Annotated in this window: 18 protein-coding genes; 9 read left to right on the forward strand and 9 right to left on the reverse strand. The window is 75.8% G+C overall.

Annotated features, from left to right (window positions below; all coding sequences use genetic code 11):
• Positions 1–50: 50 nt before the first annotated feature.
• On the reverse strand, positions 51–1616 hold the full coding sequence (locus tag ACLQ20_RS26815; RefSeq protein ID WP_151456868.1) for an aldehyde dehydrogenase family protein: 1566 nt from the start codon (positions 1614–1616) through the stop codon (positions 51–53).
• A gap of 451 nt (positions 1617–2067) precedes the next feature.
• Between ACLQ20_RS26815 and ACLQ20_RS26820 the strand changes: the two genes are divergently transcribed.
• Entirely contained in the window at positions 2068–4998 is a 2931-nt protein-coding gene (locus tag ACLQ20_RS26820; RefSeq protein ID WP_425857992.1) for a glycoside hydrolase family 9 protein, read from the forward strand.
• A 173-nt stretch (positions 4999–5171) separates the two neighbouring features.
• Here the strand turns inward: ACLQ20_RS26820 and ACLQ20_RS26825 are convergent, their stop codons facing one another.
• Complete coding sequence (locus ACLQ20_RS26825) at positions 5172–6131, reverse strand: hypothetical protein (protein WP_425857993.1); 960 nt, start codon at positions 6129–6131, stop codon at positions 5172–5174.
• Positions 6132–6222: 91 nt separating this feature from the next.
• Here ACLQ20_RS26825 and ACLQ20_RS26830 point away from each other — a divergent pair, with 91 nt between their 5' ends.
• The 3 genes from ACLQ20_RS26830 to ACLQ20_RS26840 all read left to right on the forward strand — a co-directional run bounded on the left by ACLQ20_RS26830 (position 6223) and on the right by ACLQ20_RS26840 (position 8769).
• The gene (locus tag ACLQ20_RS26830) at positions 6223–6747 is read left to right on the forward strand and encodes a DUF488 family protein (RefSeq protein ID WP_151456280.1); all 525 of its coding nucleotides are present in this window, start codon (positions 6223–6225) and stop codon (positions 6745–6747) included.
• 64 nt (positions 6748–6811) lie between these two features.
• On the forward strand, positions 6812–7330 hold the full coding sequence (locus tag ACLQ20_RS26835) for a SigE family RNA polymerase sigma factor (protein WP_151456279.1): 519 nt from the start codon (positions 6812–6814) through the stop codon (positions 7328–7330).
• Positions 7327–8769: a hypothetical protein gene (locus tag ACLQ20_RS26840; protein ID WP_151456278.1), complete on the forward strand. Its 1443-nt coding sequence runs from the start codon at positions 7327–7329 to the stop codon at positions 8767–8769. Before ACLQ20_RS26835 ends, ACLQ20_RS26840 begins: the two co-directional genes overlap by 4 nt.
• Positions 8770–8789: 20 nt before the next feature.
• Here the strand turns inward: ACLQ20_RS26840 and ACLQ20_RS26845 are convergent, their stop codons facing one another.
• From ACLQ20_RS26845 to bioB, 3 genes are read right to left on the reverse strand one after another with little or no spacing between them, the layout of a single operon-like run.
• Entirely contained in the window at positions 8790–9296 is a 507-nt protein-coding gene (locus tag ACLQ20_RS26845) for a GNAT family N-acetyltransferase (protein ID WP_151456277.1), read from the reverse strand.
• Between the two features lie 5 nt (positions 9297–9301).
• A complete protein-coding gene (locus tag ACLQ20_RS26850; RefSeq protein ID WP_151456276.1) occupies positions 9302–9523 on the reverse strand; it encodes a hypothetical protein in 222 nt (73 codons plus the stop codon).
• 8 nt (positions 9524–9531) lie between these two features.
• A complete protein-coding gene (bioB, locus tag ACLQ20_RS26855) occupies positions 9532–10527 on the reverse strand; it encodes a biotin synthase BioB (RefSeq protein WP_151456275.1) in 996 nt (331 codons plus the stop codon).
• Positions 10528–10681: 154 nt separating this feature from the next.
• On the opposite strand from bioB, the gene ACLQ20_RS26860 reads away from it, so the two are divergent.
• The 4 genes from ACLQ20_RS26860 to ACLQ20_RS26875 all read left to right on the forward strand — a co-directional run bounded on the left by ACLQ20_RS26860 (position 10682) and on the right by ACLQ20_RS26875 (position 15091).
• Positions 10682–11878, forward strand: coding sequence for an 8-amino-7-oxononanoate synthase (locus tag ACLQ20_RS26860; RefSeq protein WP_425857994.1), 1197 nt, complete (start codon positions 10682–10684; stop codon positions 11876–11878).
• A 73-nt stretch (positions 11879–11951) separates the two neighbouring features.
• Positions 11952–12680 carry a dethiobiotin synthase gene (gene bioD, locus ACLQ20_RS26865; RefSeq protein WP_151456282.1) on the forward strand — a complete coding sequence of 243 codons (729 nt, stop codon included), beginning with the start codon at positions 11952–11954 and terminating at the stop codon, positions 12678–12680.
• A 54-nt stretch (positions 12681–12734) separates the two neighbouring features.
• A complete protein-coding gene (locus ACLQ20_RS26870; protein ID WP_425857995.1) occupies positions 12735–14417 on the forward strand; it encodes a sensor histidine kinase in 1683 nt (560 codons plus the stop codon).
• Positions 14414–15091 (forward strand): response regulator transcription factor, encoded by a 678-nt coding sequence (locus ACLQ20_RS26875; RefSeq protein ID WP_358116836.1) that lies wholly within the window; start codon positions 14414–14416, stop codon positions 15089–15091. The genes ACLQ20_RS26870 and ACLQ20_RS26875 overlap by 4 nt, the downstream gene beginning before the upstream one ends.
• Before the next feature lie 54 nt (positions 15092–15145).
• Here the strand turns inward: ACLQ20_RS26875 and ACLQ20_RS26880 are convergent, their stop codons facing one another.
• The 4 genes from ACLQ20_RS26880 to ACLQ20_RS26895 form a co-directional block, all read right to left on the reverse strand.
• Positions 15146–15898, reverse strand: coding sequence for an ABC transporter permease subunit (locus ACLQ20_RS26880; RefSeq protein ID WP_425857996.1), 753 nt, complete (start codon positions 15896–15898; stop codon positions 15146–15148).
• Positions 15895–16827, reverse strand: a complete 933-nt coding sequence (locus ACLQ20_RS26885; protein ID WP_357580452.1) for an ATP-binding cassette domain-containing protein — start codon at positions 16825–16827, stop codon at positions 15895–15897. The genes ACLQ20_RS26880 and ACLQ20_RS26885 overlap by 4 nt, the downstream gene beginning before the upstream one ends.
• A 345-nt stretch (positions 16828–17172) precedes the next feature.
• Positions 17173–18336 carry a cytochrome P450 gene (locus ACLQ20_RS26890; protein WP_425857997.1) on the reverse strand — a complete coding sequence of 388 codons (1164 nt, stop codon included), beginning with the start codon at positions 18334–18336 and terminating at the stop codon, positions 17173–17175.
• A gap of 9 nt (positions 18337–18345) precedes the next feature.
• A complete protein-coding gene (locus ACLQ20_RS26895; RefSeq protein WP_132233190.1) occupies positions 18346–19014 on the reverse strand; it encodes a class I SAM-dependent methyltransferase in 669 nt (222 codons plus the stop codon).
• Positions 19015–19325: 311 nt separating this feature from the next.
• Here ACLQ20_RS26895 and ACLQ20_RS26900 point away from each other — a divergent pair, with 311 nt between their 5' ends.
• Positions 19326–20222: a hypothetical protein gene (locus ACLQ20_RS26900; protein WP_151455790.1), complete on the forward strand. Its 897-nt coding sequence runs from the start codon at positions 19326–19328 to the stop codon at positions 20220–20222.
• Positions 20223–20333: the final 111 nt, after the last annotated feature.

Below are 20333 nucleotides of genomic sequence, written 5' to 3' on the forward strand. Positions count from 1 at the left end.
GGAGGGCACCCTGCCATCGCTGTGCGTCAACAGGGTGCCCTCCTCGCAGCTCAGGTCGTCGGGTAGCTGTTGTAGTCGGGGAAGTTGCCGTAGAGGCGGCCGTCGCCGCCCTGGGTCACCGCGTGCACCAGCAGGTCGCCGCCGACGAAGGCGCCCTTCCAGGACGCGCCCCGGCCGCCGAACGGCTCGTCCCGGTCGCCCCGGGAGCGCGGCTTGTTGATGCCCACCTTGAACGCCTGGAGGTCGACCGCGAGCTTGCCGGCCAGCTCCTCGTCGTCGCAGGCCAGCGAGGCGACCAGCGCGCCGTTCGAGGCGTTCATCGCGGCCAGCAGTTCGTCGGTGGTGTCCACCACGACGATGGTGTCGACCGGGCCGAACGGCTCGGCGTGCATGAGCCGGGACCGGCCGGGCGGGGCCAGCAGCACCGACGGGGCCACGTACGCGGAGGTGTCCTGTCCGTCGAGGAAAGGCGCGCCGGTGAGCTTGCCCCGGTGCAGCGGCACGGCGCCGCCGCGTACCGCCTCGTCGACCTTGCGGCGCAGCTCGTCGGCCTTGGCGGCGCTGATCAGCGGGCCGAAGTCCAGCTCGGGCAGCGGGTCACCGGCGGTCCAGTCGTCGCCGACGGCGAGCGGGTGCCCGAACCGGACGGAGCGTACGACCGGCAGGTACATGTCGAGGAACTCGTCGACGAGGTCCCGCTGGACCACGAAGCGCGGGTACGCGGTGCAGCGCTGCTTGCCGTACTCGAAGCCCTTCTTGAGGTGCCCGGCGAGCAGGTCCCACTGGGAGAAGTTCCAGATGCCCCAGGCGTTGAGGCCCTCCTGCTCGATGAAGTGCCGCTTGTCGGAGTCGAGCAGCGCGGCGGCGACCTTGCCGCCGTTGGAGCGCCCGCCGACGAACGCCACCGCGCCGATCTCGGGCGCCCGGACGAGCACCTCGGACAGCTCCTCGCCGCCGCCGGAGACCAGGGTGGCGGGCAGTCCAGCCCGGCGCATCAGCGCGTGCGCGACGGTGAGGCAGACCGCCCCGCCCTGCGAGGGGGTCTTGGCGATGACCGCGTTGCCGGCGAGCAGCTGCACCAGCTCGGCGTGCACGAGCACGCTCATCGGGTAGTTCCACGACGCGATGTTGCTGACCGGTCCCGGCAGCGGCTCCCGGCCGTCGGCGAGCATCCGGTCGATCTCGTCGACGTACCACCGGACGCCGTCCAGCGCCCGGTCCACGTCGGCGCAGGCCAGCCGCCACGGCTTGCCGATCTCCCAGACCAGCAGCAGGGCGAGCAGGTCGCGGTGGGCGGTGAGCGCGTCCAGGGCGTCGGTGACCCGGGCCTTGCGCTCGGCGAGCGGGGTGCCGGCCCAGGCCCGGTGCGCGGCGGCGGCGTGCGCGACCGCGGCGCGGGCGGACTCCGCGTCGAGGCGGGCCAGGTTGACCAGCACGGTGTTGTCCACCGGCGTGCGTACGGGGCTGGGGGTGCCCACGGCGTGCCAGTCACCGCGGACGAGGTTGTGCAGGGTGGTGACACCGTCGACCGGGGAGCCGAACGCCTCGGGCGCGGCGGCCACCGCGCGGGCGAGGGTGTCGGACCAGGCGGTGCCGTCGGCGAGTCGTAGAGCCATCGCGATCTCCTCAGGTTGGCCGGGGGAGCGGCAACGTCGATGGCACCGCTGGTGTGGGCGTACTGTCGCGCGCCGGAAAGGGGCGGGCAACAGTACGTTCGTATGCCGGAACGCCCGGCCCGTCGCCCGCCCGGCCGCGACGCGCTTATTCGCCCACCCGTCCCGGCGATGACCTGCCCGTACGCCGTAATTCGATCCATGTATCTCGATGGTGTGACGTACGTCCGGTGTGCAGGTAAGGGCTTTCCCGTCAGCCCCCCTGCGCGGGCGCTCTGCGGGCGCCCCGCAGGCGTCTTCACAAACCGGCGACCGTCGCATTACATTGTCGGTCATCCATGGGAGCGCTCCCGGGCCCGTGGCCGCACCCCCACCATCCTCGCCGGCACGCCCCGACCACCATTCCGCGCGCCGTCCCAGGTGCCGCCGGCGACGCCACCGACAGGAGCCCGTCATGCGTCACCCGAGACGTCCGCGCCGGCCGGGCGAGCAGCCCTGGCTGCCCCGCCTGCTGGCCGCCGGCCTCGCCCTCGCCGCCGGCCTCGCCCTCGCCGTCACCGCCCCGGCGCCCGCCTCCGCCGCGACGCCCGCCGCCGGGGGCGCCACGCGGACCGCGCCCCTCGCCGCCGCGGCGCCCGCCGCCGCCTTCAACTACGCCGAGGCGTTGCAGAAGTCGCTCTACTTCTACGAGGCGCAGCAGTCCGGCCCGCTGCCGGACTGGAACCGGGTCTCCTGGCGCGGTGACTCCGCGCTCACCGACGGCGCCGACGTCGGGCGCGACCTCACCGGCGGCTGGTACGACGCCGGCGACCACGTCAAGTTCGGCTTCCCGATGGCGTTCAGCGCCACCATGCTCGCCTGGGGCGCCGTCGAGTACCGCGCCGGCTACGTCGCCTCCGGCCAGCTGCCGCACCTGCTCAACAACCTGCGCTTCGTCAACGACTACTTCATCAAGGCGCACCCGGCGCCCAACGTGCTCTACGGACAGGTCGGCAAGGGCGACGACGACCACAAGTGGTGGGGCCCGGCCGAGGTGATGCAGATGGCGCGGCCCGCGTACAAGATCGACGCGAGCTGCGGCGGCGCGGACCTGGCGGGGGAGACGGCGGCGGCGATGGCCGCGGCGTCGATGGTCTTCCGGCCCACCGACGCCGCCTACGCCGACAAGCTGCTCGGGCACGCCAGGCAGCTCCACACGTTCGCCGACACGGTGCGCAAGAGCTACCACGAGTGCATCACCGACGCGACCAGCTTCTACCGCTCCTGGAGCGGCTGGCAGGACGAGCTGGTCTGGTCCGCGATCTGGCTGCACCGGGCCACCGGCGAGGCCGCCTACCTCGCCAAGGCCGAGAGCGAGTACGACAAGCTCGGCACCGAGAACCAGAGCACCACCCGCTCCTACAAGTGGACCATCGCCTGGGACAACAAGCAGTTCGGAGCGTACGTGCTGCTGGCCAACCTGACCGGCAAGCAGAAGTACGTCGACGACGCCAACCGCTGGCTCGACTACTGGACCGTCGGCGTCAACGGGCAGCGGGTGCCGTACTCGCCCGGCGGGATGGCCGTGCTCGACTCGTGGGGCGCGCTGCGCTACGCGGCGAACACGTCCTTCGCGGCCCTCGTCTACAGCGACAAGACCACCGACGCCACCCGCAAGGCCCGCTACAAGGACTTCGCCGTCCGGCAGATCAACTACGCCCTCGGCGACAACCCGCGCGCCTCCAGCTACGTCATCGGTTTCGGCGCCAACTCCCCGAAGAACCCGCACCACCGCACCGCGCACGGCTCCTGGTGGGACAGCCAGACGGTGCCCGTCGAGACCCGGCACACCCTCTACGGCGCGCTGGTCGGCGGCCCGTCGGCGGCCAACGACGCGTACACCGACAACCGGTCGGACTACGTGATGAACGAGGTCGCCACCGACTACAACGCCGGCTTCAGCTCCGCGCTGGCCCGGCTCGCCCAGGAGTACGGCGGCACCCCGCTCGCCGGCTTCCCCCGCGCCGAGACGCCGGACATCGACGAGCTGACCGTGGAGACCACGGTGATGCAGGCCGAGCCGCGCGCCACCGGCCTCAAGGCCATCGTCTACAACAAGTCCGCCTTCCCGGCCCGCGCCCTGACCGACGGCAAGTTCCGCTACTACTTCCGCCCCGACGGCACCGGCCCCGTCACGGTCACCCCCGGCTACACCCAGGGCTGCCCGTCGCCGGCCACGGCCAGGCAGTTCTCCGGCGACATCTGGTACGTCGAGGTGGACTGCACCGGGCACACCATCGCGCCCGCCGGGCAGTCGCAGCACCGGATGGAGGTGCAGTTCAAGATCGGCGTGCCCGAGGGCGGCACCTGGGACCCGACGAACGACCCGTCGTACCAGGCGACGGCGGGACCGAACCGGAAGGTCACCCTCTACTCCGGCGCCACCCGGATCTGGGGCGAGGAGCCCGGCCCGGCCACCCCGGACACCACCGCGCCGACCACCCCCGGCACCCCCGTCGCCTCGGCCGTCACCGCGACCGGGCTGACCCTCACCTGGCCCGCGTCCACCGACGCCGGCGGCAGCGGGCTGGCCGGCTACGAGGTCACCCAGGCGCAGGTGGGTAGCGACGCGCTCGTCCTGCTCAACTCGGCCACCAACACCCTGGCCGTGACCCGGCTGCTGCCCGAGCGGACGTACCGCTTCACGGTGCGGGCCCGCGACGGCGCCGGCAACCGGTCGACCGCCTCGCCCGTGGCCGAGGTGACCACGCCGGCCGCCCCGGCACCCGACACCGTCGCGCCGACCCGACCCGGCACCCCGACCGCCTCGGCGGTCACCGCCACCGGGCTCACCCTGAGCTGGGCCGCGTCCACCGACAACGTCGCCGTCACCGGCTACCGCGTCTACCGGTCGGCCGCCGGCGGGGACACGCTGGTCGGCTCGCCCACCGGCACCACGCTGGCGGTGACCGGGCTGACCGCCGCGACCGCGTACCAGTTCCACGTGGTGGCGGTGGACGCGGCCGGCAACGCCTCGGCGGCGTCCGCGCCGGTCGCCGTCACCACCGCCGACCCGCCCGCGTCCGGCGGCTGCGCCGTGACCTGGACGACCAGCGGCTGGGACAGCGGCTTCACCGCGAACGTCACCCTCACCAACACGGGCACCACCGCGATCGACGGCTGGACGCTCGCCTTCACCTTCCCCCACGCCGGCCAGAAGGTCGGCCAGGGCTGGTCGGCGACGTGGACCCAGACCGGCGCCGCGGTCACCGCCACCAGCCTCTCCTACAACGGCCGGCTCGCGCCGGGCGCGTCGACCAGCTTCGGCTTCAACGGCACCCACACCGGATCGAACCCCAAGCCCGCCGCGTTCACCCTCAACGGCACCCCCTGCACCGTCTCCTAGCCTGATCCCCGGTGGCGCTGTCCGCGCCACCGGCGGGCTGGCGCGGACGCATCGCCGTCCGCGCTCCCGGCGGGCGCGGACGTCACCGTCCGCGCCACCGGCGGACGTCACCGTCCGCGCCAGCCGGAATCTTGGACAGTCGCCGTTCTCGCGGAACGGCAACTGTCCAAGATTCATCCCTCGGGGCGCCAGCCGGCGGCCGTCAGGGCGCGGCGGAGGGAGTCGGCCACCTCGGTGGGGCGGGCGCGGATCAGCCACGCCGGGAAGCGGAGGATGCGGTCCCCCGAGGTCCAGACGTCGTTCTGGCGACGCATGTCGGCCGCCCAGTGCCGGACGTCCATGTGGTGCGCGCCGTCGATCTCGACGTGCGACCCCCACTCCCGCCAGTACGCGTCGAGCCACCGCGTCCGCCCGGAGGCGTCGGCGCGCCGCTGCTGGAGGTGAGGCGCGGGCAGGCCGTGGCGGCGGCAGAGCCGGACGAAGTCGATCTCCGAGAGCGCCTCCGCGCCACCGGCGATGTCGGCCACGGTCTGCCGGATCAACCCCCGCCGACGGGCCCGGGGCAGCGCGTCCAGCACCGCCGACAACTCCGCCGGCGTGACCCGTCGCTGCTGACAGCCGGCCGCCAGCGCCGCCTGCGCCTGGTCGACGGTGCGGGCCCAGCCGGCCGCGTCCACCAGTGCCCGGGCCGTGGTGGTCCGCGGCGGTCGGGCGAGCTGGAGATGCGCCGGTGGCAGCACCGACGCGCGGTGCACGACGACCGCCGGCATGTCGATCGGCGGCCGGCCCAGCACGGTGCGCCCCGCCCGCCGGTGCGCCGGCACGAGCACGTGCAGCGGCTCGCGCCGCAGTCCGCGTACGCCCGCCTCGGCGGCAGCCGTCGGACCGGCCAGGACAGCACCGGAACCCGCGGCGAGCACGGCGACCCACAGTTGCTGGTCCCGGGTCAGCCGGCCGTTGCCCATCAGCACGACACCCCGGCAGATCGCACGCCACCGTCCGGAGCGCACGCGTCCGCGTACGGTGCCCTCGGTCAGCGAACGGGTCGCCTGGGCGGTGGTGACGACGCCGGCCTGCTCGAACGCCAGCCAGTCGAGCGCGTCGGCCTCGTCGGCCGGAAGGTCGGGGTACACCCGTCGCAGCCTCGCCGCCGGCTGCGCCTCCCGCCGCCCCGCGCGGAGATCCCGGGCGGTAACCGCTCGCGATTCGGGGCATTCCCTCCTCGTGGAGTTGCTGACGGTGGGGCACGGGGCGGCGGACCGGGAGCGCCTGGGCGAGCTGCTGGCCGGCGCCGGGGTCACGCTCGTCGTGGACGTGCGGCGGTTCCCGGCCAGCCGGACCAACCCCGACGTACGCTGCGAGGAACTGGCCCGCTGGCTGCTGGCGGCCGGCGTGGACTACCGCTGGGAGCAGCGCCTCGGCGGCCGGCGGCACACCCCGGCCGGCACCGACGAGCCGGACACCTGGTGGACCGTCGCCGCCTTCCGGGCGTACGCGGCGTACACCCGTACCGCAGACTTCCGGACGGCGCTGGAGGCGGTGCTGGCGGACGCGGCGGCCCGGACCACGGCGGTGATGTGCAGCGAGAGCGTCTGGTGGCGCTGCCACCGGCGGCTGATCGCCGACGTCGCCGTGCTGGGGCGCGGCGTGCCGGTGTCCCACCTGATGCCGGACGGCCGGCTCACCCCGCACCGCCCCGCCGAGGGCGCCCGCCAGCTGCCGGACGGCGACCTGATCTGGGACGCCTGAAAAGCTCCCCGCCGGACCCACCCGCGCGGCCACCGCCGGGCGTGCTCCGTGTCAGGAGGTGGGCGTGGACCCTGAGGAGTCGTTCCGGGCGTACGTGTCCGGGCGGATCGCGGCGCTGTCCCGGGCGGCGTGGCTGCTGACCGGTGACCAGCACCAGGCCGAGGATCTCGTGCAGCTCACGTTGGTCCGGGTAGCTCGGCACTGGGAGCGGGTGAGCGCGGCCGGCGACCCCGAGCCGTACGTCCGGCGGACCATGTACACCCAGCACGTCTCGCTCTGGCGGCGTCGCTGGCGGGACGTGGACCTGCGCGCGGACCCGCCGGAGCAGGCGATGCCCGACGGGACCGCTGGCGTCGCCCGCGCGATGGTGGTCCGTGCCGCACTGGCCCGGCTCGCCCCACGCCAACGGGCCGTGCTGGTGCTGCGCTTCTTCGAGGACCTCACCGAGGCGGAGACCGCTGACGCACTCGGCTGCTCGGTCTCGACCGTCAAGAGCCAGACGCGGGACGCCCTGGCGCGGCTGCGGGCACACGCCCCCGAACTGGCCGACCTGGTCGGCGTCACCACCCGGGAGGACCGATGAGCGAGGAGTTGCGTATCGCGCTGCGTGAGCTGGGCGAGCGGATGCCGCCGGCCCGGCTGCCCGGCGACCCGTGGGCCACCGGGCGGCGGCAGCGGCGGCGGGCCCGCTGGCGTACCGCGGGGGCGGCGCTGGTGGCGGTGCTGGCCTCCGCGCTCGGCGTGCCGGCCGGGCTCACGGCGCCGGGCCCGTGGGCGACGCCGGCGGCGGCCCCGGACGGCGTGCCGGAGCGGATCGGCCTGCCGTACATGTGGCAGGCCACCGTGCAGCAGGACCCGCCCGGGCCGGCCTCGCTGCTGTTCAGCGGCGGCGGCCTCGGCCTGCGCGGTGTCGACGGCCTCGACCACGAGGGCAAGGTCGCGGTCCTCGGCCGCGACGGCCGGTACCGGATGTTGCTCTACGGCGGCCGGGAGAGTGTCGCGGGGGAGGAGGTGCTGCTCTCCCCGGACGGCCGGTACGTCGCCGACGATTCCAACGACGGCTGGGTGGGCGTCACCGACCTCACCGACGGCAGCCGCCGGGTCTTCACCGGCTGGGCCGGCGGCACCTGCTGCGGCACACCGGTGGCCTGGGCGCCCGACGGCAGCGCACTGCTCGTCCTGCACCACTCGGCGGAACCCGTGGACCACGACGCCGAGGACGACCGCCGGCCCAGCCGGCTGGTGCTGCTGGAGCTGGCCAGCGGCGCGACCAGGGAACTCGGGCCGGGGCTCGGCGACCGGTGGAGCGTGCGGACCGGCTCGCTGGCCGCCTTCTCCCCGGACGGTTCACGGATCGTGGTCAGCGCGGGCGAGGAACTGGTCATGCTCGACCGCGAAGGGGAGTCGTCCTGGTCCAGGCGGCTGGGGCCGGAACGCCGGCTCGCCGGGATCGGCGCGTTCACCCCCGACGGCTCAGCCGTCGCCGTGCTCCACCTGGACGGCTGCCTGACCCGGTGCGACGCGGACCAGCGGGCCGCCCGCACCTGGCGTGTCGAGTACGTCGACGCCGCCACCGGACGCGACGGCGCCGGCCCCGCGCTCCCTCCGGTACGCGGGCAGGCACTGCGAGCGCTCGGCTGGCGCGGTGGGACCGAACTGGTGGCGTTGCGCTACGAGCCGGAGCCGGGCACCAGCACGACCGACCTCCCGGACTGGAACGACACCGGCTACTGGGAGACGGGGCACGTCCAACTGGTGGCCCTGCGCCCCGACGGTCACGTCGAGACGCTGCTCGACCCGCCCGGTCAGGTGTGGGCGATGGACGTGGCGCGGGACCTGCTGGTGGCCGGCCGCTTCGGCGCTCCGGCGACCGACCCTCGCCCGTTCCCGGCCCGGCCGGTCATCCTGTTCGTGGCCGTGCCGCCGGCCCTGCTCGTCGCCGCCGTGCTGGGGGCGGTGCTGCTCTGGCGGCGGCGCCGACGATGGCTGCGGACGATCCGCCCCGCCCCGCCGGGCCGCTGACGAGGCTCGACCCGGTCGGCTCAGTCGGCCAGGTCGTCGGCGAGCAGGTCCATCAGCAGCCCGTCGTGCCAGCGCCCGTCCTCGCCGCGTTCGTAGCGGCGCAGCACCCCGACGGGACGGAAGCCGACCTTCGCGTACGCCCGGACGGCCGCCGTGTTCGCCGCCGCCGGGTCGATGGTGAACCGGTGGTGGCCGTGCTCGTCGATCAGGTGCCGGACCAGGGTGCGGATCGCGTCTCCGCCGAGCCCCGCGCCGCGTACCGCCGGGTCGAGGAAGACGTCCATGCTGGCGTGCCGGTAGTCGGGGTCGTCCTCGGCGTACCACTGGATCGCGCCGACCACCCGGCCGTCGTGTTCGATCGCGTACACCGTCAGGGCCTCGTCGGCGAGGTCGGCCCGGACGGCGGCGACCAGGTCGTCGCCGCCGCGCCACCAGCGCCGGACCTCCGGGGTGGCCCGGATCGCGGCGAGCGCCGCCACGTCGGCGGCCGTCGCCGGCCGCAGGGTCACCGCCCGGCCCCGCAGCATCGCCGTCAGCCCCGGATCTCGCCGTGCTCGACGCAGACGGCCGCCCAGCCGACCGGCAGCACCTGCACCTTCATCCGCCGGCGGCAGTGCGCGCAGAAGCGCGGCGGCTCCAGCACCCGGGCCGCCGCGCACCCGTCGTGCGACCCGGCCGCCACGGCCTCGCCGCAGCGGTCGCACCAGGCGGCCGACGCCCTGTCGGCCGCCGGCACCGCGTCGCTCGTCGTCACCGGGGCGCTCACAGCGTCGCGGAGAGCGCCTTGACCGGCATCTTCAGGTCGTCGAGCAGGTCCAGGTCGGCCGTCGCCGGCCGGCCCAGCGTGGTCAGGTAGTTGCCGACGATCACCGCGTTGATGCCGCCCAGCAGGCCGTCGCGGGTGCCCAGGTCACCGAGGGTGATCTCCCGGCCGCCCGCGTACCGCAGGATGGTGCGCGGCATGGCCAGCCGGAAGGCGGCGATGGCGCGCAGCGCGTCCTTGCCCTCCACCACCGGCCGGTCGCCCAGCGGGGTGCCGGGGCGGGGGTTGAGGAAGTTCAGCGGGACCTCGTGCGGGTCCAGCTCGGCGAGCTGCGCGGCGAACTCGGCCCGCTGCTCCACCGTCTCGCCGAGGCCGAGGATGCCGCCGCAGCAGACCTCCATGCCGGACTCGCGGACCATCCGCAGGGTCTCCCAGCGCTCCTCCCAGGAGTGCGTGGTGACCACGTTGGGGAAGTAGGAGCGGCAGGTCTCCAGGTTGTGGTTGTAGCGGTGCACGCCCATGTCGACCAGCTCGTCGACCTGCTCCTTGCTGAGCATGCCCAGCGACGCGGCCACCTGGATGTCGACCTCGGCCTTGATCGCGGCGACGCCCTCGCGCATCTGCTTCATCAGCCGGGCGTCCGGGCCGCGCACCGCCGCCACGATGCAGAACTCCGTCGCCCCGGTCGCCGCGGTCTGCTTCGCCGCCTCGACCAGCGAGGGAATGTCCAGCCAGACCGACCGGACCGGGGAGGTGAACAGGCCCGACTGCGAGCAGAAGTGGCAGTCCTCCGGGCACCCGCCGGTCTTCAGCGAGACGATCCCCTCGACCTCCACCTCGGGCCCGCACCACCGCATCCGCACCTCGTGGGCGAGCTGGAGGGCGGCGGGCAGCTGCTCGTCGGGCAGGTTCAGCACGGCGAGGACGCCGGCCTCGTCGAGACCGACGCCGTTCTCCAGCACCTGGGTTCGGGCCTGGTCGAGGATCTCTGGCATGGCTCGTACCCTACAAGGCCACCTGGCCGGGAGAAACGGCCCGCGTGTCGGGCCGCCGGCGCAGGGGTGGACACGCCGGGCCCGGGGCCGTGGGTGGTAATTTCGCCCGGCGGAATCGGCCGACGACGGCCGGCCGGGCGGCGTGGGGGTGACGGTGGCGGACTGGCTGGCGGCGCTCGACCGCCGCGCCGAACTACGCGCGAAGGCAGGGCTGACCCGCCGGCTGCGACCGCGGGCCGCCGGCGACGCCGTGGTCGACCTGGCCGGCAACGACTACCTCGGCCTGGCCACCCACCCCCAGGTCACCGCCGCGGCGGCGCGGGCGCTGTCGGCGTACGGGCTGGGGGCCACCGGGTCGCGGCTGGTGCGGGGCTCCACCGACGCCCACCACGCGCTCGAGGACACCCTCGCCGACTGGCTCGGCGCCGAACGGGCCCTCGTCTTCTCCTCCGGCTACCTGGCGAACCTCGGGGCGGTCCGGGCGCTGGTGCGGCCCCGTACGCTGCTCGTCTCCGACGCCCACAACCACGCCTCCCTGATCGACGGCTGCCGGATCTCGGGCGCCGAGACGGTGGTGACCCCGCACGCCGACGTCGCGGCGGTGGCCGCCGCGCTCGCCGCCGCGCCCGGCCGGCCGGCGGTGGTCGTCACCGAGTCGGTCTTCTCCGTCGACGGCGACCTGGCCCCGCTGGCCCGGCTGCACGCCGTCGCCCGGGAGCACGGCGCGTTGCTGCTGGTCGACGACGCGCACGCCCTCGGGGTGACCGGCCCGGCGGGCGCCGGGGGCGTCGCCGCCGCCGGCCTCGCCGGCCAGCCCGACGTGGTCGTCACCGCCACCCTCTCCAAGGCCCTCGGCGGCGCGGGCGGGGTGGTCGCCGGGCCGGCGGAGTTCGTCCGGCACGTGATCGAGACCGGCCGGACCTTCATCTTCGACACCGCGCTGCCTCCGGCCGTGGCCGCGGGCGTGCACGCCGCCGTCGGGCTGGCCCGCGCCGGCGACGACCTGCGCGCGGAACTGGCCGAGCGGGCCTCCCTGGTCGTACGCCGGCTGGGCGTCGCCGGGCTGGCGGTCTCCGCCCCCGACGGCGCGGTCGTCTCGGTCACCGCTCCCGGCCCTGAGGCGGCGAGCGCCTGGGCGGCCGACTGCCGCGACCGGGGAGTCGCCGTCGGCTGTTTCCGGCCTCCGTCCACGCCGGACAACCGGTCCCGGCTGCGGCTGACCATCGGCGCCGGCATCTCCCGAGCGGACTTCGAGCGGGCACTGGAGACCATCGTGGAGTGTGCACCCGTCAGCGCGAGGAGTGAGCTGGGGTTGCGAGCCCCGCAGTCGCGAACAAGGGTGACGCCGTGAGCGCGAGGAGTGAGCTGGGGTTGCGAGCCCCGCAGTCGCGAACAAGGGTGACACCGTGAGCCGGGGTGGGGACATGACCGGGCCGTGGCGCGGGCCGGTGCTGGTGACCGGCACCGACACCGACGTCGGCAAGACGGTGGTCACCGCGGCGATCGCGGCCGCCGCGCAGGCGGCCGGCCTGCGGGTCGCGGTGGTCAAGCCCGCCCAGACGGGTACGGCCGGCGGCGAGCCGGGCGACGTCGACGCGGTCAACCGGCTGGCCGCCCCGCTGACCGGCCGGACCCTGGCCAGCTTCCCCGACCCGCTCGCCCCGCTGGCGGCGGCCCGGGTCGCCCAGTTGGCGCCGCTGGAGCTGGACACCGCCGTCGACGCGGTCCGCGAGGAGGCCGACAAGCACGACCTGGTGCTCGTCGAGGGCGCGGGCGGCCTGCTCGTGCCGATGGGGCTGTGGCCGGAGGGGAAGCCCTGGACGGTGGCGGACCTGGCGGTGGCGCTGGGCTGCCCGGCCGTGGTGGTGACCCGGGCCGGCCTGGGCACCCTGAACCACACCGCGTTGACGCTGGAGGCCCTGGAACGTCGGGGGGTGCCGGCGGGCGTGGTGGTCGGGGCCTGGCCGGCGGCGCCGGAGCTGGTGCACTGGGCCAACCTGACCGACCTGGTGCCGAGGCTGATGGGCGCCCTTCCGGCCGGGACCGGGGCGATGGATCCGGGGGTCTTCCGCCGGTCCGCGTCCGGCTGGCTCACCCCCGCCCTGTACGGGGTGCTCGACGACTGGCGCGCGTGGGCCGAGGAGATCAGCTGAGCACCTGACTTTCGTCGGTGCCGGCGCAGGTCGGGCGTGGGTAGCCTGACCGCCGTGGGGAACTGGTGGTCCGTCCGGGTGGGCGGCGCGGTGCGGTCCCGGGAGGTCGTCCGGCGGCGGCTCGGCGACCTGCTCCTGTGGGTGACGACCGCTGCCCCGATCGCGTACGCGCTTGTCACCCCGCCGCACGCGGGGCCGGCCACCGCCCGGCTGGCCGGCGCGCTGCTGCTGCTCGCGGTGGCGGTCGCGGTGAGCCGGCGCTGGCCGGTGGTCGCCCTGGTCGGGGTGGTGCTCGGGTCGTTGCTGGACGGCAACTTCCTCTTCGCGATCCCGGTGTTCAGTTATCTGACCGGTCGCCGCAGCGCCACCGCCCGCCCGGCCGCCGTCGCCTTCGCCGCGCTCGCGGCCGGCGGCACCGCGCTCAACCTGGGGCTGCTCGGCACCGGCGCGGCCACCTGGTTCCTGCTCGCCTCGGTGCTGCTCTTCGCCGGGGTGTTCCCGTGGCTCGTCGGGCGGTACCGGCGGCAGCAGGCCGCCCTGACCGAGGCCGGCCGCCGGCACGCCGAGGCGCGGGAGCGCGAGCGGCGGGGCACCGCGGAGCGGGTCCGACTGCGGGAACGGGCCCGCATCGCCCAGGAGATGCACGACTCGCTCGGGCACGACCTGAGTCTGATCGCCCTGCGCGCCGCCGCCCTGGAGGTGGCCGACGACCTCGCGCCCCGGCACCGGGCCGCCGCCGGGGAGCTGCGGGCCAGTGTCGCCGCCGCCACCGAGCGGCTGCACGGGATCATCGGGGTGCTCCGGGAGCCGGACGGGGCGGCGACCACCCGGCCGGTCGACGAGAGCGTCACCGAGCTGGTCGACGGGGCACGGGAGGCGGGCATGGCGGTGCGGCTGGACGGCGCGGACACCCTGGCGCAGCTGCCGCCGATGGCCGCGCACGCCGCGCACCGGGTGGTCCGCGAGGCGCTGACCAACGCCGCCCGCTACGCCCCCGGCGCGCCGGTCACCGTCGTCCTGCGCGGCGACGGCGACCGGGTCGAGGTGGCCGTCGTCAACGCGGCGCCACCGGCCGGGCCGCTGCCGGGCCCGCCGTCCACCGGTTCCGGCCTGCTCGCCCTCGCCGAGCGGGTCCGGCTCGCCGGCGGCGTCCTGACGACCGGTCACCAGGACGGTGGCGGCTTCGCCGTCCGTGCCCGCCTGCCGGCGGCGGCCCGGGCGGGCGCCGACGCCCTCCCGTCGGGCGGAGGCGACTCCGGCCCCGCCAGCGGCCGGTGGCCGGCGGGCGGCTGGTCGGCGGGCGAGGCGGGCGAGGCGGACGGGCCGGGGTTTCCGGTCGCCCCAGGTGCGGGCGCCGACGCGTCGGACGGTGAGGCACCGGGGGAGCGGCCGGGCGAGGCCGAGCGGCGGCTGCGCGACGCCCGCCGGCGGGTCCGGCTCAGCCTGCTGACGGCGCTCGGCGCCCCGGCGGGCCTCGCGCTGGTCCTCTCCCTCGTCTACTACCCGGTCGCCACCGCCGGTACGGTCCTCGACGACGGGGCCTTCGCGCGGATGCCCGTGGGCGCGCTGCGCGCCGAGCTGACCGGGCTGCCCCGACGGCAGTCGGCCCCGCCCGCCGGGACGGCGCGTCCCGGCTGCGAGCACTACACCGACGGCAACTTCCCCCTGGCCCAGCCGACGTGGCGGCTCTGCTTCGTCGAGGGCCGGCTGGTCAGCAAGGAGCGGATCGACGGATGAACGCCGACACGGCCGGCCCGGTGCGGGTCGTCCTCGCCGACGACGAGGCGATGATCCGGGCCGGTGTCCGGGCCATCCTGGCCACCGATCCGGGCATCGAGGTGGTGGCCGAGGCCGGGGACGGCCGGGCCGCGGTGGAACTCGTCCGGGCGCACCGGCCCCGGGTGGCGCTGCTGGACATCCGGATGCCGAGGCTGGACGGGCTCTCCGCCGCCGCCGAGATCCGCCGGCTCGTGCCGGAGACGGCGACGCTCATGCTGACCACGTTCGGCGAGGACGACCACGTCGCCCGGGCGCTCGGGCACGGGGCGAGCGGATTCCTGCTCAAGGCCGGCGACCCACGCGAGTTGATCGCCGGGGTGCACGCCGTCGCCGACGGCGGCGCGTACCTGTCACCGCGGGTGGCCCGCCGGGTCATCGAGCTGGGCGGTGACCGGCTGGCCCGCCGGCCGGTGGCCCGGGACCGGCTCGCGGGGCTGACCGAGCGGGAGCGGGAGGTGCTCGCGCTGGTCGGGGCGGGCCTGTCCAACGCCGAGATCGCCCGCCGGCTGCACCTGGTCGAGGGCACCGTGAAGAGCTACCTGACGAGCGTCTTCACCCGGCTCGAGGTGCGCAACCGGGTGCAGGCGGCGATCCTCGCCTACGAGGCGGGGCTGGTCGAGCCGACCGGCTGACCCGCCCCGCCCCGACGCCTCGCACGTCCCGGCGGTCTCGCGCGTTCGCCCGGCTTACGCGTCGCGGCGGCGCAGCGCGGCGCGGCCCAGCAGCAGCGCGGCGCCGGCCCAGCCGGCGAGCAGGAGCAACCCGACCGGTGCCGGGTACGGGTCGGTGTCCCCGGCCAGGAAGTGCCCGCCGGCGACCCCCGGGAAGGCGTCGGCGATCCGGTTGAGCACGGCGATGTCCGGTTCCTGCAACGACAGCGGGACGATCATCAGCGTGGCGACGAGCACGGTCAGGGTGAGCACCGCGCTGCGCAGGGCCGCGCCGAGCCCGAGGGCCAGCACGCCGACCAGCGCCAGGTAGGTCGCCACCGCCAGGACGTCGCCGACGGTGCCGCCCGCCGGCGCGGCGCCCCAGCGGCCGAGCACCGGCCGCGCCACCAGCGCGCCGACCGCGCCGAGCAGCAGCCCGAGCGCGAACGTCACCGCCGCGGTCACCACGGCCTTGGCCAGCAGTACCCGGCCGCGCGACGGCGTGCACTGCAGGGTGGTACGGATCGTGCCGCTGGTGAACTCGCTGGTGATCACGAGCAGGCCCAGCGCCAGCACGGCGTACTGGGTCAGCTCGACCGAGCCGATCACGACGCTGCCGACGGTGACGATCCCGGCGTCGTCGGCCGGGTCGTCGTTGGTGTTCGCGTTGGCGGCGTAGATGGCCAGCTGACCGGCGGTGGCGGCCATCAGCAGCACCCCGGCCAGCAGCGACCACCAGGTGGAACGCACGGACCACACCTTGGTCCACTCGGCGGAGATCGTGTTCATCGTGCCTCGCTCACGGTCGGGGTGCCGGCGTACTCGACGCTGTCGGCGGTCAGTTCCATGAAGGCCTGTTCCAGGGAGGCCCCGTGTGGGCTGAGCTCGTGCAGCCGCACTCCCAGCTCGTACGCCACGTCGCCGATCCGCTCGACGGTGGCGCCCGTGACGGTCAGCTCGTCGGGGCCGGCCGGCTCGACGGCGGCCCCGGCGGCGGTGAGACGCCCGGCGAGGGCGGCGAGGCCGGCCGGCTGCGGGCTGCGTACGCGCACGGCCACCGCGCTGCCGGCGATGACCTCGTCGATCGGGGCGTCGGCGAGCAGGCGGCCCCGGCCGATCACCACCAGCCGGTCGGCGGTGAGCTGCATCTCGGTCATCAGGTGGCTGGAGACGAAGACCGTCCGGCCCTCGTCGGCCAGGGATCGCATCAGCTGCCGGACCCAGCGCACCCCGTCCGGGTCGAGGCCGTTGACCGGCTCGTCGAACATCAGCACCGGCGGGTCGCCGAGCAGCGCCCCGGCGATGCCGAGCCGCTGGCCCATGCCGAGGGAGAGGGTGCGGCCGGGCTTGGCGGCGGCACGGGCGTCCAGCCCCACGGTGGCGAGCACCTCGTCCACCCGGCGGTCCGGTATCCCGTTGCTGCGGGCCATCGCGAGCAGGTGCGCCCGACCCGAGCGGGCGGGGTGGACGGCCCGGGCGTCGAGCAGCGCGCCGACCTCACGCAGCGGGCGCCGCAGCTCCCGGTACGCCCGCCCGCGCACGAGCGCCTGCCCGGCGGTGGGCCGGTCCAGCCCGAGGATCATCCGCATGGTGGTGGACTTGCCGGCGCCGTTCGGGCCGAGGAAGCCGGTGACCCGGCCGGGCCCGATGTCGACGGTCAGGGCGTCGACGGCGGTCGTGCCCCCGAACCGCTTCGTCAACCCACGTAATGTGATCATGCGCCGACGCTAGGTCCGGAACCCCCGCCCCGACTGCGCCCGAACGGCACCACCGTCCACTGACTTTCGTCGAGTCCCGCCGCCACCTCTCCCACGCGGGCCGCCGCCGCGACCTGCTCACCGCCCGCCGACACAGCCCTCCGGTGCCGCCTCGCCGGTGGTGATCAGGACGCCATGGACCTTAAAACCGCCGGCAAAGGTCCATGGCGTCCTGATCACCGGGCCGCGTGCCGCGCACCGGGCCGCGTGCCGCTCGGCGAGCCGGGTGTCCGTTGGCGGGCCACCGGGGCCATCCCGGAGAGCACGGCACCCCCGGGCCGGTGCGGTACGGCGTCCGTGGGCCGGTCAGCGGCGGCGGACGACGAACGCGTCGGGCATCCGGAAGGTCAGGTTGTCCGGGCACCACGGCTCGCGGAGCACGCTGACGCCGTCCAGCAGCGGGGCGGTCTCCGCGACCACCACGGCCGCCTCCATCCGGGCCAACTGGTCGCCGACGCAGCGGTGCGCGCCGGCCCCGAAGGCCAGGTGCCGGCGGGAGCCGCGCTGCCCGGGTCGGAACTCGTCCGGCGCGTCGACGGTGGCCGGGTCGCGGCCGGCGCGGGCCAGCCAGAGCACGATGCTGGTGCCCGCCGGCACCGCCGTCCCGCCCAGCGTGGTGTCCACCGCCGCTACCCGCCGCCAGGTGACGATCGGCGGCTCCAGCCGCAGCCCCTCCTCGACGACGTCGGCGACCGCGACGGTGCCGTCGCGCAGGCCGGCCAGCACGGCCGGCTCGCCGGTCAGCCGGTGCAGCAGCAGGGTGAGGAACTGCGAGGTGGTCTCCTGGCCGGCCACCAGCAGGAAGAACAGCGCGCCCACCACCACGTCGGGCGGGTGCCCGGCGGCCCGCAGCGACCCGGCCAGCCCGCCCCCGGTCGCGGCGAACTCGCGCAGCACCCGGTGGAAGCGGCCCACCTCGGCGGCGAGGGCCTGCTGCCGTTCGGCGTCCAGGGGCGCCCAGAACAGTTCCAGCGCGGCGCGGGCGAACTCCTTCACCGCGCCGACCGGCGCGTCCGGCAGCTCGACCAGCCGGGCCAGCACCAGCAGCGGCAGGTCGGCGGCGAGCCGGGCGTACAGGTCCACCGACCCGCCGGCGTCCAGGGTGGCGGCGATCCCGCCGACGCGCTCCCGGACCAGGTCGGTGAGCCAGGGCCGCTGCGCGGCGACCCGCGTCGGGTGCAGGGCGTCGGCGACGATCGCCCGGATCGCCGGGTGGCTGGCGCCACCGTTGTTCGCCAGGGTCGGCGGCAGCCGGAACCGGTGCCCGGCCAGCACCCGCAGCGCGACCACCGGGATCGGGGTCACCGCGTCCAGCGCGTTGTCCGGCCGGTACGTCGCCGGATCGGTGAGCACCTCACGGACCAGGGCGTGCCGGGTCACGACCAGGTGCGCGACCCCCACGTGGTCGCGTACCCGGGCCACGTCCGGCCAGTGCGCGTCGGCGGTCTGCGCCCAGCTCCGGAACAGCACGCCGACACGCTAGCGGCCCGCCCCCGGCAGCCCCGCCCGCAACTGCCACACCGTGGTGCGCTTCACCCGTACGCTCTCCAGCGTCTCGGGCACCGGCACGTCGTAGACGGCCAGTTCGTCGAAGCGGTCGTGGGGCAGGAAGGCCCGGCCGGGGTCGCCGACCAGCACCCGGGCCCCGGCGCGGGCGGCCCGGAGCAGGAAGCGCAGCACCCGGTTGGCCATCGCCTGGCTGTAGAACACGTCCCCGGCGAGCACCACCTCGGCCCCACCGGCGTCGCCGTCGAGGACGTCGCCGAGTTCGGCGTCGACGCGTACCCCGTTGGCCTCGGCGTTGACCGCGACGGCCGCGACGGCCAGCTCGTCGATCTCCACAGCGCGCACGGCGGCGGCGCCGGCCCGCGCGGCGGCGATGGCGACCAGGCCGGAGCCCGCGGCGAGGTCCAGCACCCGGCGGCCGGCGACCAGCTCCGGGTGGTCGGTGACGTACCGGGCCAGCGCCTGCCCGCCGGCCCAGGCGAAGGCCCAGAACGGCGGCGGCTGCGCGCTGCGGAACTCGCCCTCCGTCAGCTCCCACAGGCCGATGGCGTCGTCCGCCTGGTGCAGCCGCACCTCGGGAACGAAGGCGACCGGGGAGAGACTGGCGTGCAGGCGGACGAAGGCGGCGGAAAGGTCGGACACGCCGGCGATTGTCCCCCGCCACCCGGACCCGCCGACCGGCGCCACCCCGGATCGCCCCCGATCGGCGGCTAATCGAGGGCCGCCCCGACCGGCCGCCGCAAGCCGGTCGCCGCCGCGCGGTCACCCCTCGGCCGGTTGCCGCCGCGCGGTCGTCGGGGCCGGGCGTGTCGCGGGGAGGGGGTGACCGGTTCACCACCGTCGGTGAAATCGGCCCCCGCGGTTGGCGATCGGTGCGAACACGCCCGTCTACCGGCTGGCCGGCGGCGCTGGCAGCGTTGCGGGTTGGCGGCGACCGACGGGAGGTGGGAACGGTGGCGACCAGGTGGCGGTACGCGCTACGGGCCGGGGTGGTGCTCGGCTGCCTGACCGGGGCGGGTCTGCCCGCGCCCGCGCAGGCGGCCTTCGCCACCGAACTGAGCGGCCTGCCGGACGAGTTCACCGCCGGGGGCCGGGTGGAGACCGTCTCCGCCGTGGTCTCCCGCGACGACGGCGGCTGCGTAAAGGTCCGCTGGTCGATGGTGCTGCGGGTGCGCGGGATGCGGCTCGACCAGGTCAGGGTGGACCGGGTCGAGGAGACCGGCTCGTTCCCGCTGGACATCCGCGCCGACGGGGAGGTGGCCCGGCTGACCGACCGCCGGCTCGACCCGGGCACGCTCTGCCCCGGGCGTACGGTCACCGCCCGCTACCGGTTGGCCTTCGCCGGTGACGTCACCCGGGGGCGGATCACTCTCGCGGCGGAGGCGTACGACGCGAACCTGCGGCTGCTGTCCCGACAGACGGCGACGCGGTCGGTGGTCGGGGCGACCACCCGGACGGCCGCGCCCGAGGAGCCGGAGCCTCGCCCCGCCCCGACGGACACGACCGGACCGGCCGGGGAGTCCGGGGGAGCGGCGGAGCCGGGGGCTGCGCCCGCCACCGACGAGCCGGCGGCTGACGAGCCGGTGACCGACGACTTGGCGACCGACGGGCCGGTGACCGACGGGGCGCTGCCGGCGGCCGGCACGGGGCGGCCGGTGGCGGGGGCCAGCGGTTTCGGGGCCGTGCAGGCCGCGTTCCTGCTCGGTGGGCTGCTGCTCTCGCTCGGCCTCGGCCTGCTGCTGCGGCTGCGTCACCTGACCCGGGCGGCCGGCGCGGACGACGACGTCGGGCCGGACCGGCGCTGGGAACGGCCCGTCGCGCCCGGACGGTGGCGGGCCGCCCGCCGCTGACCGAGGGCCACAGGTACGACTGTCCGGCGGTGGTCCGGCGGAGTCACGGGTACGCGTGCCCGGCGGCGGTCCGCCCGGGTCGACGGCCGGAGGTGGTCCGTCGGGGCCGGC

The sequence above is a fragment of the Micromonospora sp. DT46 genome, assembly GCF_049841735.1.
Lineage (GTDB): Bacteria > Actinomycetota > Actinomycetes > Mycobacteriales > Micromonosporaceae > Micromonospora > Micromonospora reichwaldensis.